The organism is Dokdonia sp. Hel_I_63 (assembly GCF_007827285.1).
Classification (GTDB): domain Bacteria; phylum Bacteroidota; class Bacteroidia; order Flavobacteriales; family Flavobacteriaceae; genus Dokdonia.
On the sequence record NZ_VISD01000001.1, the window covers coordinates 1,846,063 to 1,860,794 of the forward strand.

At 37.9% G+C, this 14,732-nt stretch carries 14 protein-coding genes; 7 read left to right on the forward strand and 7 right to left on the reverse strand.

Annotated features, from left to right (window positions below):
- Positions 1–23 precede the first annotated feature (23 nt).
- The gene (locus JM84_RS08125) at positions 24–554 is read left to right on the forward strand and encodes a DUF2059 domain-containing protein (RefSeq protein WP_144783633.1); all 531 of its coding nucleotides are present in this window, start codon (positions 24–26) and stop codon (positions 552–554) included.
- Here the strand turns inward: JM84_RS08125 and JM84_RS08130 are convergent.
- Complete coding sequence (locus JM84_RS08130; protein ID WP_144783636.1) at positions 547–1,257, reverse strand: class I SAM-dependent methyltransferase; 711 nt, start codon at positions 1,255–1,257, stop codon at positions 547–549. The genes JM84_RS08125 and JM84_RS08130 overlap by 8 nt on opposite strands.
- 23 nt (positions 1,258–1,280) lie before the next feature.
- Here JM84_RS08130 and JM84_RS08135 point away from each other — a divergent pair, with 23 nt between their 5' ends.
- Positions 1,281–1,775, forward strand: a complete 495-nt coding sequence (locus JM84_RS08135) for a YkgJ family cysteine cluster protein (RefSeq protein ID WP_144783639.1) — start codon at positions 1,281–1,283, stop codon at positions 1,773–1,775.
- A 32-nt stretch (positions 1,776–1,807) separates the two neighbouring features.
- On the opposite strand, the gene crcB is transcribed toward JM84_RS08135, so the two are convergent.
- Both crcB and JM84_RS08145 read right to left on the reverse strand, forming a co-directional pair.
- A complete protein-coding gene (gene crcB, locus JM84_RS08140; protein WP_144783641.1) occupies positions 1,808–2,179 on the reverse strand; it encodes a fluoride efflux transporter CrcB in 372 nt (123 codons plus the stop codon).
- Positions 2,180–2,185: 6 nt separating this feature from the next.
- A complete protein-coding gene (locus JM84_RS08145; protein ID WP_144783644.1) occupies positions 2,186–3,217 on the reverse strand; it encodes an SRPBCC family protein in 1,032 nt (343 codons plus the stop codon).
- Positions 3,218–3,305: 88 nt separating this feature from the next.
- Between JM84_RS08145 and JM84_RS08150 the strand changes: the two genes are divergently transcribed.
- Positions 3,306–5,330, forward strand: a complete 2,025-nt coding sequence (locus tag JM84_RS08150; protein ID WP_144783647.1) for a dipeptidyl-peptidase 3 family protein — start codon at positions 3,306–3,308, stop codon at positions 5,328–5,330.
- Positions 5,331–5,479: 149 nt separating this feature from the next.
- On the opposite strand, the gene JM84_RS08155 is transcribed toward JM84_RS08150, so the two are convergent.
- The gene (locus JM84_RS08155) at positions 5,480–6,880 is read right to left on the reverse strand and encodes a fasciclin domain-containing protein (protein WP_144783650.1); all 1,401 of its coding nucleotides are present in this window, start codon (positions 6,878–6,880) and stop codon (positions 5,480–5,482) included.
- 76 nt (positions 6,881–6,956) lie between these two features.
- Here JM84_RS08155 and JM84_RS08160 point away from each other — a divergent pair, with 76 nt between their 5' ends.
- From JM84_RS08160 to JM84_RS08175, 4 genes are all read left to right on the forward strand, one after another.
- The gene (locus tag JM84_RS08160) at positions 6,957–7,649 is read left to right on the forward strand and encodes a toxin-antitoxin system YwqK family antitoxin (protein WP_144783653.1); all 693 of its coding nucleotides are present in this window, start codon (positions 6,957–6,959) and stop codon (positions 7,647–7,649) included.
- Between the two features lie 162 nt (positions 7,650–7,811).
- On the forward strand, positions 7,812–9,005 hold the full coding sequence (gene mnmA, locus JM84_RS08165) for a tRNA 2-thiouridine(34) synthase MnmA (RefSeq protein WP_144783655.1): 1,194 nt from the start codon (positions 7,812–7,814) through the stop codon (positions 9,003–9,005).
- 37 nt (positions 9,006–9,042) lie between these two features.
- Positions 9,043–10,659 carry a S8 family serine peptidase gene (locus tag JM84_RS08170; RefSeq protein ID WP_261375714.1) on the forward strand — a complete coding sequence of 539 codons (1,617 nt, stop codon included), beginning with the start codon at positions 9,043–9,045 and terminating at the stop codon, positions 10,657–10,659.
- Positions 10,659–11,606 (forward strand): NAD(P)H-dependent flavin oxidoreductase, encoded by a 948-nt coding sequence (locus JM84_RS08175; protein WP_144783656.1) that lies wholly within the window; start codon positions 10,659–10,661, stop codon positions 11,604–11,606. Before JM84_RS08170 ends, JM84_RS08175 begins: the two co-directional genes overlap by 1 nt.
- Positions 11,607–11,622: 16 nt before the next feature.
- Here the strand turns inward: JM84_RS08175 and JM84_RS08180 are convergent, their stop codons facing one another.
- The 3 genes from JM84_RS08180 to lysA form a co-directional block, all read right to left on the reverse strand.
- On the reverse strand, positions 11,623–12,186 hold the full coding sequence (locus JM84_RS08180; RefSeq protein WP_144783658.1) for a PhnA domain-containing protein: 564 nt from the start codon (positions 12,184–12,186) through the stop codon (positions 11,623–11,625).
- A 101-nt stretch (positions 12,187–12,287) separates the two neighbouring features.
- Positions 12,288–13,403 carry a serine hydrolase gene (locus JM84_RS08185; protein WP_186439108.1) on the reverse strand — a complete coding sequence of 372 codons (1,116 nt, stop codon included), beginning with the start codon at positions 13,401–13,403 and terminating at the stop codon, positions 12,288–12,290.
- A 71-nt stretch (positions 13,404–13,474) separates the two neighbouring features.
- The gene (gene lysA, locus JM84_RS08190; RefSeq protein ID WP_144783661.1) at positions 13,475–14,680 is read right to left on the reverse strand and encodes a diaminopimelate decarboxylase; all 1,206 of its coding nucleotides are present in this window, start codon (positions 14,678–14,680) and stop codon (positions 13,475–13,477) included.
- Positions 14,681–14,732 lie beyond the last annotated feature (52 nt).

Consider the following 14,732-nt stretch of genomic DNA (forward strand, 5'->3'; position numbering starts at 1 on the left):
ATGCTCTAAATTGAACAGCAAAAATGATGAAAAAATTATATATAGCGTTATTTCTACTTACTTCTTTATCTGGATATGCACAAGAGAAAACATATCACGAAGAAGTTCTAAGGTATTTTCAAGTGAATGGCACTGCAGATCAGTATAGTAATGCCACAAAAGGTCTTTTTGATTTATTGAAAAATCAATATGCTAGCAAGAATGTTCCAGAGGCAGTGTGGAACGAGTTAAAAACAGAAACACCTAAACAAGTTGATCGCGTCTTAAATATGCTTGTCTCTGCTTATAGAGGAAGCTATAATCAAGAGGATATACAGAATATGCTTGCTTTTTATGAAACCGATGCAGGCCGCCAGACACTTACGGATAAAACAGCACTAAATTACGAGCAACAAAAGGAAATTGCAGTTTTTTACAACACACCTACAGGTCAAAAGATCTTAACTGTAGAGCCAGATATTGCTCAGAACATAGGAGAAATATCAGAAATCTGGAGTAGAGATTTATACAGAATGATGGTAGATAAACTTGCCGAAAAAGGATATACTATGTAAGCGTAAGTTTGGCTAAATATTCATAATGATCACCTTCTAAAATGAGCTCACAATTGAGCTCATTTTTTTGTGCATACCATGCAAGTCTTTCATAGTCTAGGTAAAGCCAGTCAAAGCTAGAGCTCTGCTCGCCTTTATAGCTCATCGAGTACATCACCTCTCCATAGTAGTCACGATGTGTATCCATCCAGAAGCCGCCATCTTCGTCTTCAAACATAAATGCAATATCTGATCCATCTATAAGAATCTGACCATCTTTATTAAGTAATGTTTTAAGGTGCTTTAAGTAATCGTCTATTTTTGATATTCGCTCAAAAATTCCAGTACCATTCATGAGTAATAAAAGTGTGTCGTAGGTGCCTTTATGTTCGAGAATATTAGAGTGTACAGCTTTTTTTAAACCACGCTTTCGCGAAAGCGTAACAGCTCCCTCACTAATATCTATTCCAGTAACATCAAGTCCTTGCTCTTGTAACCATAAACTATGACTGCCCGCGCCACTTCCTATGTCGAGTATAGTTCCCTTAGAAAGTGATAATGCTCGTTGCTCTATCACTGGCATTTCTTCAAATGGCCTGAATAAATATGGAATAGGGATTATATCATCTTCTGCAATAGAGGAGTGCACCACGATATCTTCTGTGTACTTGTTATCAATAAAATCTTGGAGTGCTGCCCCAAAAATATCTACCTCTTTTGCCATAGCTTTATGATTACCTTTGCGCCATGGAAGATTTTATTAAAGCCCTCCCGCAGCTGGCCAAAGATAAGCAGAATGAGAATAAAAAGTTCTTTGCAAAGCTGCGCAGTAAACCTCCAAAAAACTTGGACTACATCATGCAAGAACTGCATGAAGATGAGTTTGTAAGAACAGATTGCCTTACGTGTGCAAACTGTTGTAAGACAACAGGACCGCTCTTTACAGACAAGGATATCCAGCGTATCTCAAAACACTTCCGTATGAAGGAATTTGACTTTATTAAAACGTATTTACGTATTGATGAAGAGAAGGATTACGTGCTACAAGAAACACCATGCACATTCTTAGGGGCAGATAACTACTGCTCTATCTATGATGTGAGACCTAAGGCATGTAGAGAATTTCCACATACGGATAGAAAGAAATTTCAGCAAATTTCTAAGCTTACTATGGAAAACGTAAAGATGTGTCCAGCTGCTTTTAATATCGTAGAGGAGATGAAAAAGAGAATCAAAGTATAGTTGATATACTTAAAAGTCAAAAGTTGGATATTTTAAAAACTCTTTCCTAGCTCAATTCCTCCAAACACTGCAAGAATACCAAGTGCAAAACTTGCAATGGCATACAATGCAAATGTCATAAAATCCCCAGATTTTAGAAGCACGTGATTTTCATATGCAAAGGTAGAAAAGGTGGTAAAACCTCCGCAAAAACCTGTTGCTAGTAATAATGTAGTGTTACTATTAAGTGTGTTGTTTTTAAGAGCCCATCCTAAGATAATACCTATCAACAAGCTACCTATAATATTTGCAGCAAAGGTGCCGTAGGGTATGCCAGAACTAGGGTCATTTATAAACTTCCCTAAAAGGTATCTTGCAATACTTCCAGTACCACCACCTATAAAAACGAGTATTAGAGTTTTCAAGGGAGCTTATTTTAAATCTTCAATTGGCACATAAATTTCTGTAATCCAATCTGCAGGGTTAGGATGATCTTGAGGGTCTGTTACATAAACCTCAAAAGGCTTTTCTTTAGAAAGTGTATATCCTTTGTCCTGCACATGTTTCATAGCAGTGCTCCATGCCTCTCCTAGATTTATATAGTTACCCACTAGAGTTACTTTTACCGCAGTCACTGTAGGCATATATCCGCTAAAAACGTTTGTATCTCCAGCTACAATAATTTTTTCACGCACAGGTAATGCATTTGTCATAATAACATCACCGTTGGGGAATGTCTCATTATAAATAGTAAAAGGCATTCCAGTTACTGCAATATTATTTTCAGACATAAATGTAGAGATGCCGTTATAATTTTGAGACATGATAGTAGGTACAGAAGGAGCTTTGGCAGAAGTAGTTCTGTAAAGATAAAAACCACCACTGTATTGCGTGATTCCATCTATATTAACGTTGTATTTTCCTATTTCTTCACGAGCAGCTGCTTCAAGACCAGTAAGCCCTTGCTCATACATTTCTTGCATATCCGCTTCAAAGTCCATTCCTGTAAAGGCAAAATATACTTTATCCATGAGCGTATGCTCACCTTTGATTCCCCATGTTGCTATGGTAGCAAGTTGTTCTGTAGTTTCAAATGTCCAGTACACCTCAGGTTTGCGTTCACCTCCTGGTGTTTGCAGCGTCATATCTTGTTTTAGTGAAATGCCAGGAACAGCTTCTGTAGTAGTCATGCTTCCGTCCACTTCACCTTGCCAGCTGTATGAAGCCCCTTCACCAGATGTTTTATCAGCATAATTAAAAACCATAGTAGGCTCTTCCTTCTTCCAAGGGCCCCATTCTTCCCATGTTTTGTACTCGTTTACAATATCGTAAACCACCTCTCTTGGCGCATTAATCTCTCTAGAAGCTTCTATTTGATAAGTGCCATCTTGAGTGCCAAAGTATATTGCTCCAGCAATAACAACAATAAGAATAACGAAGAGTAAAAATTTTAAAAATTTCATTGGTGATGGTTTGGTTGTGCAGTAAAGATAACAAAATTCATCGTGTGGAATTTTGCTATATTTACGTGCACAAATTATTAAATAACTTATGAGTCACAAAGGATTATACGCGCTAGCAATTGCAGCGATTCTCGCAGTAGGATGTGGAGAAGAAAATAAGGATGATAACACTTTCGCGAAAGCGGAAACAACAACCGCAGATTTTGATTTTACAGTTGGCCAGTTTGCCGATATTAAGATATTACGTTACCAAATTCCAGGTTTTGAAGACCTAACACTTAAGGAGCAAAAGCTGGTTTATTATATGACACAAGCGGGACTTGCAGGTCGTGATATTATGTGGGCTCAAAACTACCGTCATAATCTTGAGATTAGGAATGCGCTAGAGACGATTTATACGTCTGACAAGGTTGCAAAAACAGGAGAAGAGTGGGAGCAGTTTGAAACATTCATGAAGCGAGTATGGTTTGCAAACGGTATACACCACCATTACAGCAATGCTAAGATGAAGCCAGATTTTTCTCAAGATTACTTAAAACAATTACTTGCCGAAAGCGGAGCAACACTAGAAGGAGAAGCTTTTGAAGTACTCTTTAATAATAAGGACAGTAAGAAAGTAAACCTAGCCAAAGATGTTGATATCGTACTTGAAAGCGCGATTAACTTTTATGGTCCAGACGTAACTACAGCAGAAGCAGAAGCATTTTATGATGCAATTAAAGTAGATGAAAATGAGCCTATAGAAAAAGGACTCAATACACGCCTTGTAAAAGAAAACGGAAAACTAGTAGAACAAGTTTACAAGAGTGGAGGATTATATGGCGAGGCTATAGATAATATAATCGGTTGGTTAGAAAAAGCACAAACCGTTGCCGAAAATGAGCAGCAAGGAAAAGCTTTAGGACTGCTTATTGAATATTACAAGACGGGAAGCCTTGATACTTGGGATGATTACTGCATCGCGTGGGCAAAGTCTACAGAAGGAAATATAGATTGGATTAACGGATTTATAGAAGTCTACAATGACCCTAAAGGGTATAAAGGTTCTTATGAAACTGTAGTTCAAATTAAAGATTTTGACATGTCAAAAAAGATGGCAGCACTATCTGTAGATGCACAATGGTTTGAAGACAACTCACCATTAATGCCAGAGCATAAGAAGAAGGAAGTAAAAGGAGTTTCTTACAAAACAGTGATTGTAGCAGGAGAAGCGGGAGATGCCTCACCATCTACACCTATAGGTGTAAACTTGCCTAACAATAACTGGATACGCCAGACGCATGGTAGTAAATCAGTTTCTCTAGGTAACATAATCAATGCTTACAACAATGCTGGTGGATCTGGACGTCTTAAAGAGTTTGCTCATGATGCAGAGGAAGTTGAGCTAGAAGAAGCATATGGACAATTAGGAGATAAGCTTCACACAGCTTTACATGAAGTAGTAGGTCATGCCTCTGGACAGATTAACAAAGGAGTGGGAACTCCTAAGGAAACTCTTAAACGTTATAAGTCTACGATAGAAGAAGGTCGCGCAGATCTTTTTGGGCTGTATTACCTTATGGATCCAAAACTTCAAGAAATAGGACTGGTAGAAGACTGGGAAAAAACAGGAATGGCTGCTTACGATGGTTACATCCGCAACGGATTGATGACACAGCTTATACGTCTTGAATTAGGAGATAATGTAGAAGAAGCACACATGGTAAATCGCCAGTGGGTTAGTGCTTGGGCTTTTGAGCGTGGTGCAAATGAGAATGTAATTGAGAAAGTAACTCGTGATGGTAAGACTTACTTTAATATCACAGATTACAAGAAGCTTCGTGCAATCTTTGGAGAATTACTAAGAGAGACACAGCGCATTACTTCAGAAGGTGATTATGAAGCTGCAAAGGCACTTGTTGAAAATTATGGGGTGATTGTAGATCAAGACATACACAAGGAAGTGCTGGCTCGTAATAGCCAATTCAAAAGTGCTCCATACAGTGGTTTTGTAAACCCTGTAATCGTTCCGCAAATGGAAGGTGAGGAAATTACTGGCTTTACTATAGAGCAACCAGAAAGCTTTGAGAAGCAAATGCTTGATTATTCTAGCAAATACGGTCATTTAGATTAAGTATAAAAAGCACGCTTTCGCGAAAGTGTAATACTTAAAACCTCCCATCTCAAAAAAAGATGGGAGGTTTTTTTATAATGTAATATCAAAAAAATCTCCACTACAATAAATTGCAGGGGAGATTTTAAATAGTTGGGTAAGAATCTCTTTTATAAGTCTCTTAGCACTCTACTTACAGCATGTATTACACCATTTGTAGCTTGTACATTTGTAGCGACAATTGGGTTTGCATCGCCATCTGGGTCAATAACCGCTGCAGGATCTGCTTGTATAGTCACATCTGCTCCTCCTAATGGAGTTACTGCAGTACCATCAAGATCTGCAAGGTCTTCTGCTCTTACATTTGCATTAGGAATCACATGCAGTTCTAAGGTCGCAGCAAGTGTCTCTGTAGGAATATCTGATAAACTCTCTAATTCTAGGTCTGCTAGTAAATCTGTAAAGGCATCATTAGTAGGTGCAAATACTGTGAATGGTGCTGGTGATGTTCCAAAAGGAGTTTGCAATGCAGCTACATATTCAAAAGATTCGTCTGCAGTTAATGCTGCAACAAGTGTAGAAAAATTAGGATCTGCAGTGGCAAATGTCGTGATATCTGGAAGTCCTATTACGGTGTCAACTACATGAATCACTCCATTTACAGTTACAATATCTGCTATAATTACATTTGAAGTTCCGTTAAGTGTTACCCCATCATCTGTATTTACATAAAGACTTATAGGCGCATCTTCATTTCCTTCAAAAGTAGCAGCTGTATTTACATATCCATTACTTAATGTTGTAGAAATTGCAACAGCTCCCGGTACTACGTGGTTTGATAATACTTGTGCAAGCACGCCATTATCTACATCTGCAAGGGTGTTATCACCTAAAAATGTTGCAAAGGCGTCATTAGTAGGTGCAAATACTGTAAAGTCTGCATCTGTATCACTTAATAGATCTGTAAAAGTTGTATTTCCTTCATCTGTAAGAGCGGCAACTAGTGATGTTAATGCAGGATTTGTAGTTGCAAATGTTACGATGGTTGGTAAATCAATCACGGTATCTACAGCATGTATTACGCCGTTATCCGTTACGATATCTGCAGTTGTTACTGTAGATTGTCCATTAAGTACAACACCATCTGTTGTGTCTACATATAGACTTATGTTTGCGTTAGAAGAAGGCTCAGTAGCTAGATTACTTACGTATCCAGTTGATAGTTCGCTAGAAGTTACAGTCGAGTTAAGAACATGGTTTAATAGTACTTGAGTTAATACCGCATCATCTACTTCCTCAAGAGCAGCTCCATTTAAAAATGTTTCAAAAGCTGCGTTATCAGGTGCAAATACAGTAAATGTTCCGCTTCCTGCTAGTGTGGCGTCGAGATTGGTGCGTTGTAAAGCGGCTAGTAAAGAACTATAGTTTTCATTACCTGCTACAAAGTCTGCAATGGTGTTGCTTTCTCCTTCTATAATGTTTCCATTATCATCGTCATCGTTACAAGAAATTGTAACTAATAGCGTTAATGCAATAAACGCTAATTTTGTGATACTCATTAGATTTTTCATAAAAATGTAGTTTTTGATTTTGTTTAACGTAAAATTAAAATGAGTAGACAAAATAATCTCCTAATAAATAGTTAAAATGTCAAGATTAACAATTGTTTTAATAATTCTAATGGCTCAATATCAGCAGTTGAGCGTAGCACAAAGCTATAATCAATTTGATGAAGATGGTAAGCGCCACGGCCTATGGCAGAAAACTTTTGATAATGAAAAGCAATTGCGATATACTGGAGCTTTTAGTCATGGTCAAGAAGTAGGTACCTTCAATTTTTATGATAGTAAAGGAGGTCATCCCACTGCTGTAAAAGTATATACGCCAGATTCACCTTATATAGACGTAACCTTTTTTACAACCGATGGAATGATGGTAAGTAAAGGGAAGATGAATAAGAGAGAACGCATAGGAGAGTGGTTGTCATATCATCAAGATGGAAAATCAATAATGATAAAAGAGAATTATGAAAACGGCAAATTAGAAGGAGAACGATCTGTTTATTTTATGAATGGCTTACTGGCTCAGCAAGTATTTTATAAGAAAGGTTTAAAAGAAGGGAAAGCCACTTATTACTCAGAAGAAAAGAAAGTACTTAAAGAATTACAGTATGTAAATGACAAACTAGAAGGGGCAGTACGATTATACAATGGTTTTGGACAACTAGAAGTAGAGGGTACTTACAAGAATAATCGTAAGCACGGTCTCTGGAAGTATTATAAAGGTGATAGGGTAGATAAAGAAATTAAATACCCTCGTAACAAGATAGGAGTTCAGTAATCTTAGTGTAAGTTTTCTCTATAAATATCAACTACTTCTTATGTGAAAAAATGCACTCTTATTGTGTAAATTTGCATCCTCAATTATGAGCAAGAATAATAGCTCTTAAAATAGCAAAGTGAAGCTATAATTAGCCGATGTTTTGCAAACATATATCAGAAAATGAAAACGGTAGTAGTAGGTCTTAGTGGTGGAGTAGATAGTAGTGTTACGGCTCACTTATTAAAGGAACAAGGATACAACGTGATCGGTCTTTTTATGAAGAACTGGCACGATGATTCTGTAACGATATCTGACGAATGTCCATGGCTAGATGATAGCAATGACGCAATGCTCGTTGCTGAAAAATTGGGAATTCCTTTTCAAACAGTAGATTTAAGCGAGCAATACAGAGAGCGTATTGTTAATTACATGTTTAAAGAATATGAGATGGGACGCACCCCTAATCCCGATGTCCTTTGTAATCGCGAGATTAAGTTTGATGTGTTTATGAAAATTGCACTTTCTCTCGGAGCAGATTATGTAGCGACAGGACATTACTGTCAAATGACTTCGATTGAAGTAGACGGTAAGACAATATATCAGCTTAAAGCCGGAGCAGACGATAATAAAGATCAATCATATTTTTTATGCCAGCTATCACAAGAGCAATTGGCAAAGACATTATTTCCTATAGGTCATTTACAAAAACCTAAGGTGCGCGAGATTGCCTTAGAGCAAGATCTCGTAACTGCTGGGAAGAAAGATTCTCAAGGACTTTGTTTTATAGGGAAGGTACGATTACCAGACTTTTTACAACAACAATTAAAACCTAAGGAAGGTGTGATTGTTGAGGTGATGGAAGATACTATTCCTGAAGTTGCAGGTGGTATGGAGGCTAGTAACGCTTTCGCGAAAGCGGACTTAGAAAACCTAGTAAAAAAACCAACATATAGCGTTGCCGAAGGAAAGGTGGTAGGAAAGCACCAAGGAGCACATTACTTTACAATTGGTCAGCGTAAGGGACTCGCAGTAGGCGGAACCGTAGAGCCACTTTTTGTAATAGATACCGACGTAAATGAAAATGTGATTTACACAGGCCAAGGAAAAAATCACAGAGGATTATACCGAAAAGGACTCTTTGTAAAAGAAGAAGAAATACACTGGATACGTGAGGATCTCACGCTTGCAGTAGACGAAACTATGGAAGTTGAGGCAAGAATACGCTATAGACAGCCACTAGAAAGGGCGACACTTTATAGAGTAGAAGGTGGCATGTATGTAATTTTTGACAATCCTCAAACCGCAATTGCCGAAGGTCAGTTTGTGGCATGGCATCATGGAGAAGAGTGCTTAGGTTCTGGAGTTATTTCGTAACTTACGTACTCATCTTACGGAGCTTAACTTCTTGCTTATGAATATAAAACTACTTCTAGTACTCCTACTTATGACGGCTTATGGAAATGCCCAGCAGGATGCTTGGGTATTTTTTGTAGATAAAGAAAACGTTGCGGCAAGCCTTGATAATCCTATTTCTATACTCACACAAGATGCGCTAGACCGAAAAGAACTACACGGTGTAGCTATAGATGAACGTGATGTGCCCGTAAATGAAAATTATATCACTCAAATTAAATCTGAGCCTGGTATAACTGTATTAGCAAAATCTAAATGGATGAACTGTGTCCACGTAAGGGGTTCACTAGCGCAAATTGAAGCTTTAGAAGCATTGCAAATTGTAGATTATATAGAGTATGCAGATCGAAGTATAACAAGACAAGCCACTCCATTTGAGTTTTTAAAAGGTGATCCTTTAGCTCCACAATCACGAGTTACATTTAATTACGGAGCAACAGATAATCAAGTGACTATGCTCTCTGTAGATGAGTTGCATGAGCAAGATTTTACGGGCGCAGGAATGGTAATTGCAATTATGGATTCTGGTTTCCCAGGAGTTAATAATAATGAAGGATTCTCACGATTGAGAAATGCAGGAAACTTGCTAGATGGTTATGATTTTGTGGGGAGAAATAACGATGAGTTTGAATTTTCAAACAGTAGCCACGGCACTAGAGTAGCAAGTGACATTGTAGGTTTTATAGAAAATCAATTTGTAGGCACAGCTCCAGATGCTGCTATTTACTGTTTTAGAACAGAAGATGTGGCAAGTGAGAATCCAGTAGAAGAATCTTATTGGGTGGAAGCTGCAGAAAGAGCAGATAGTCTAGGAGTAGATGTAATAAATACATCACTAGGATATAGAACTTTTGATAATTCTGATTATGACTATAGCTACGATGACATGGATGGTGAGACTACTTTCATTTCTAGAGGCGCTACACTTGCTTTTGAAAAAGGAATGCTCGTGGTTACTAGTGCTGGAAATAGTGGTACAGGAATGATAAGCGCGCCGGCAGATGCTGTAGGTTCATTTACAGTAGGTGCTGTAAATGCTAGTGGTAATTATGCTAGTTTTAGTAGTATAGGACCGTCAAGTGATGGCAGGATAAAGCCAGACGTAGTAGCAAAGGGAGCGGGTAGTGCAGTTATAGATCAAAACGATAACATTACTACAAATAATGGTACAAGCTTTAGTTCGCCAATAATGGCTGGAGCAATGGCTAGCTTTTGGCAGGCAAATCCAGAGCTTACAAATGCCGTTATAATGCAGCTCGTTCGGGAGAGTGCTAGTATTTATGATAATCCTACTGTGCAGTTAGGGTATGGTATACCAGATTTTGGTGCAGCATTAGAAGAGGTTTTAAATACTGCAACGTTTAATGAAGCTCAAGAGTTTAAAGACTATCAAATTTTACCTAATCCAGCATCTGAGATCGCAGTATTAGTATTGCCTAAGGAAGTAACTCAAGTTGAAGTGACCATTTTTGATATTTTAGGTAAGAAGATCACAACCAAACGTATGTCGCAACAAGTAAATGCACTTCCTATCTCAACACTTAAAAAAGGAGTTTATCTCATTCAAATAAACGATGGAACTTCAATCGTTACTCAAAAATTTATAAAAGCATAATGAATAGAATTACATCCCTATTTAACGTTAAGTATCCACTAGTACAAGGTGGAATGATATGGAACTCTGGCTGGCGTCTTGCAAGTGCTGTGAGTAATGCTGGAGGTCTAGGGTTAATAGGAGCAGCTTCTATGTATCCAGAGGTACTAGTGGAGCACGTTGAGAAATGTAAAAAAGCTACTGATAAGCCTTTTGGGGTCAATATACCTATGTTATATCCTAACATAGAAGAGCACATGAAAACGGTAGTAGATTATAAAGTTCCTATTGTCTTCACGAGCGCCGGTAATCCAAAACTATGGACTAAAGAATTAAAGAAGCACGGAATAAAAGTGGTGCACGTAGTAAGTAGTGTAAAGTTTGCTTTAAAATCACAAGAAGCAGGAGTGGACGCAGTAGTAGCCGAAGGTTTTGAAGCTGGAGGTCACAATGGTAGAGAGGAGACTACAACATTCACGCTAATACCAATGGTAAAAGAAAAGTTAGATATCCCTCTTATTGCGGCGGGTGGTATTGCAACAGGTAGAGGTATGCTTGCAGCAATGACATTAGGTGCAGACGGTGTGCAAGTAGGAAGTCGTTTTGCCGCAAGTGAAGAATCTAGTGCTCATCAATTATTTAAACAAGCAATAGTAGATACACAAGAGGGAGATACTGTATTAACACTTAAAGAACTTGCGCCTGTAAGACTCATAAAAAACAAATTTTATGAGCAGGTAGCAGAATTATATACTACGGCACCATCAAAGGAGCAGTTGTCACAATTATTAGGACGTGCACGTGCAAAGCGAGGTATGTTTGAGGGAGATCTTGAGGACGGCGAACTAGAAATAGGTCAGATTTCTGGGCTTATACATGATATAAAACCAGCGGGGCAAATAGTGTCAGATATGATAACAGAATATACTGAAGCAAAGAACGCTTTACTCAATTTTGACAACTGGTAGAGTAATTAGTCATAGTCTAGTTGCTCTTCTTTACGTATTGAGTAACTATAACAACCTGCTGTCCTTGAATGCGTCCTTCTATGTGCTCAGGATTATCATGTACAAGATTAATATTACGCATAAACTCTCCACGTTTTGCAGTAAAGTTGGCTCCCTTTACATCTAGATCTTTAATGAGCACTACGCTATCACCGTTGGCCAGCCTCGTTCCATTGGAGTCTTTATGAATAATCGTGTTTTCATCTTCTTCTATGTGCTCTCCTGTAGCTTTTGCCCACTCTAACGTTTCTTCTTCTAGATACATCATGTCGAGAAGATCTTGTGGCCATCCTTCTTTGCGTAGTCTTGTAAGCATACGCCACGCTACAACTTGTACTGCAGGTTCTGTGCTCCACATGCTATCATTAAGACATCTCCAGTGGTTTACATCTACTTCCTCTGGATTATTGATCTGGTTAATACATGTTTTACAGGCTAGAATATCATCTTCTCTTGGTTCCACGCTAAATGGAGAAAGATCGTATTCATTGCTGCATAGTTCGCAAATAGTGGTGCGTTTATTAAGTTCTCTTAAGCTCACAGTACTCGATTTATAGGTTGTAAAAGCAAATTAATTTGCTGTCAATTTAAGGCATTGCCTTGATAGTGCTGCGAAGTAACAAAATTTACATCTAAGGTGCTTTATTCCCTGCGCTCTTTTTCTTGTTTATAGAACTCACGACCTAGTTGCGCGAGAAAGGGGATACCTATATTTTCATACTCATAGGTATCATCATTGTAAATTGCGTTCTCATTTACTAAAATAGTTGCAGAGAGTATAAAGCGTATGTCATTCTCTGTGTCAACAATGTATGCAGTCTCTGTAAGCGTTCCATACGCATACCCCACTTTATTATAAATTTTGATATTACTAGGCATAGGATTTTTTGAATCTCCATATATGAAAAACTTGACATAACTGTCATAATACGCTGGCGAGGTATATTTTGCCTCCCTAGGTATTGCTTTCATTGCAGATAGTAAGCGAGTTCTACTTTCTTCGGAGAGGTCAAATCGTTCTACTTCGGGAAAGACTTCTGGGGCTATAAGCTTTTTGATTAGTACATGCTGCTCTTTAAGCGGGAAGTAGTTTTTCTTACTAAAATTCATTGGAGATTCTTCAAAAACCCCATCTTCTATATATCCTTTGCCTTTGTCGGTACCTTCTATGGTAATTGGTGTGATGTCGCTATCTGTTTGATTTTTTAATTCAATTACGTCTTCTGTATATCCTGGAAAGAATTGAATATTGCTCCTGCTAGCTTTATCAGCATTTGGCGTAGATAATCTATGGGCGACACGGGTGTTGTTTAGTCCTTTTTCGCGTAAGCGCTTATTAATATAATCTCTACCTAAAATCTCATAAAGCCTGTTGTAGGAATCATTATCACTTACTGCAAAAATCTGTCTAATATCGTCAGACACTGTATGCAAGTTGTCGTCATCACCTATAATATATGGTGTGTCAAGATGTAGGTTCTCACGTACATCCATAAACTCTGCAGCTAGTAGTGCTACAGGGAATTTTACCGTGCTTGCAGGGTAAAAATATTGGTTACTGTCTACGTTATACTCATAATCTGTAAATACCATCTCACCAGTATTAGACGTATCGATTTGTGTATACAGTATTTGTACTTCGTGTTTTTTAATATCGCTTACAACGGTTTTTATAAGCTCATTTTTTGAGCTTAATGCTGTCTCGATAGGATTGCTACAACTTGCAAATATTACTGCTATAAATACCCAATATTTCATAGTATAAATGTACTCAGTATTCATAAAAAAGACCAGCTGTTTGCTGGTCTTTGTGATAGTTTTAAGTGTAGTTATTCTTTAAGAATAACTTGGTTACTTATGAGATCTTCAAAGGTTTCTCGTTTACGTATTAAATGTGCTTCGCCATTTTTGATCAACACCTCTGCAGGTCTATAGCGGCTGTTATAATTACTCGCCATCGTAAAGCAATATGCACCGGCATTATCAAAGGCAAGAATGTCACCTTCAGAAATTTCTGAGATGCGACGGTTGTTTGCAAAAGTATCTGTCTCACAGATATATCCTACAACACTGTAAAAGCGTTCTCGCCCTTTTGGGTTACTTATATTATGTATTTCATGCTGGCTTCCATAAAGCATAGGTCGTATTAAGTGGTTGAACCCGCTATCCACTTGAGCAAATACTGTTGAGGTTGTTTGTTTTACCACATTTACTTGTACAAGAAATTTACCTGCCTCGCTTACAAGGAATTTACCAGGTTCAAAGGTAAGAGTTAGGGGTTTTCCGTACGCTTTCGCGAAAGCGTTAAAACGTTTCCCTAATTTCTCTCCTAGTTCCTCTATGTTAGTCTCAATGTCTCCTTCTTTATAGGGTACTTTAAAACCGCTACCGAAGTCAATAAAAGTAAGGTCGCTGAATTTTTGTGCCGCATCAAATAATATTTCAGTCGCATATACAAATACATCAATATCGAGAATGTCACTTCCGGTGTGCATGTGAATTCCATTGATATTCATTCCGGTATTTTCCACAATACGCAGTACATGCGGTAGTTGGTGGATACTTATCCCAAACTTGCTATCAATGTGTCCTACAGAAATATTGGTGTTTCCTCCTGCCATCACGTGAGGATTCACGCGGATACACACAGGTATTTGAGGATGCTTCGTCCCAAACTGTTCTAGTATAGAAAGGTTATCTATATTGATTTGAACACCCATTTGTGCTACTTCCTCTATCTCTGCAAGCGATACACCATTAGGTGTAAAGATGATACGATCTGGTGTAAAGCCAGCTAGAAGTCCTAGTTGTACTTCTTGAATAGAAACCGTGTCTAGTCCAGAACCCAAGCTCTTTAAATGCTGTAATATAGAAATGTTGCTTAAAGCTTTTACGGCATAGTTAAGTCTTAACTGTTTTACATCCTTAAATGCATTAGTAAGTCTATTATATTGTGCGGTAATAGTCTCTGCATCGTACACATAAACTGGACTTCCGTGGGTGTTAACCACGTTTAAAAGATCTCTGTTTTTCATCTTAACGTATTTAAAGCAAAATTAGAAGAGTTTTGTAAATTCATAAGATACA

Excerpts from the sequence above, each read along its gene's own strand:
- JM84_RS08125 (WP_144783633.1), top strand. The coding sequence starts at position 24 with ATGATGAAAAAATTATATATAGCGTTATTTCTACTTACTTCTTTATCT.
- JM84_RS08130 (WP_144783636.1), bottom strand. The coding sequence starts at position 1,257 with ATGGCAAAAGAGGTAGATATTTTTGGGGCAGCACTCCAAGATTTTATT.
- JM84_RS08135 (WP_144783639.1), top strand. The coding sequence starts at position 1,281 with ATGGAAGATTTTATTAAAGCCCTCCCGCAGCTGGCCAAAGATAAGCAG.
- JM84_RS08145 (WP_144783644.1), bottom strand. The coding sequence starts at position 3,217 with ATGAAATTTTTAAAATTTTTACTCTTCGTTATTCTTATTGTTGTTATT.
- JM84_RS08150 (WP_144783647.1), top strand. The coding sequence starts at position 3,306 with ATGAGTCACAAAGGATTATACGCGCTAGCAATTGCAGCGATTCTCGCA.
- JM84_RS08155 (WP_144783650.1), bottom strand. The coding sequence starts at position 6,880 with ATGAAAAATCTAATGAGTATCACAAAATTAGCGTTTATTGCATTAACG.
- JM84_RS08160 (WP_144783653.1), top strand. The coding sequence starts at position 6,957 with ATGTCAAGATTAACAATTGTTTTAATAATTCTAATGGCTCAATATCAG.
- mnmA (WP_144783655.1), top strand. The coding sequence starts at position 7,812 with ATGAAAACGGTAGTAGTAGGTCTTAGTGGTGGAGTAGATAGTAGTGTT.
- JM84_RS08170 (WP_261375714.1), top strand. The coding sequence starts at position 9,043 with ATGAATATAAAACTACTTCTAGTACTCCTACTTATGACGGCTTATGGA.
- JM84_RS08175 (WP_144783656.1), top strand. The coding sequence starts at position 10,659 with ATGAATAGAATTACATCCCTATTTAACGTTAAGTATCCACTAGTACAA.
- JM84_RS08185 (WP_186439108.1), bottom strand. The coding sequence starts at position 13,403 with ATGAAATATTGGGTATTTATAGCAGTAATATTTGCAAGTTGTAGCAAT.
- lysA (WP_144783661.1), bottom strand. The coding sequence starts at position 14,680 with ATGAAAAACAGAGATCTTTTAAACGTGGTTAACACCCACGGAAGTCCA.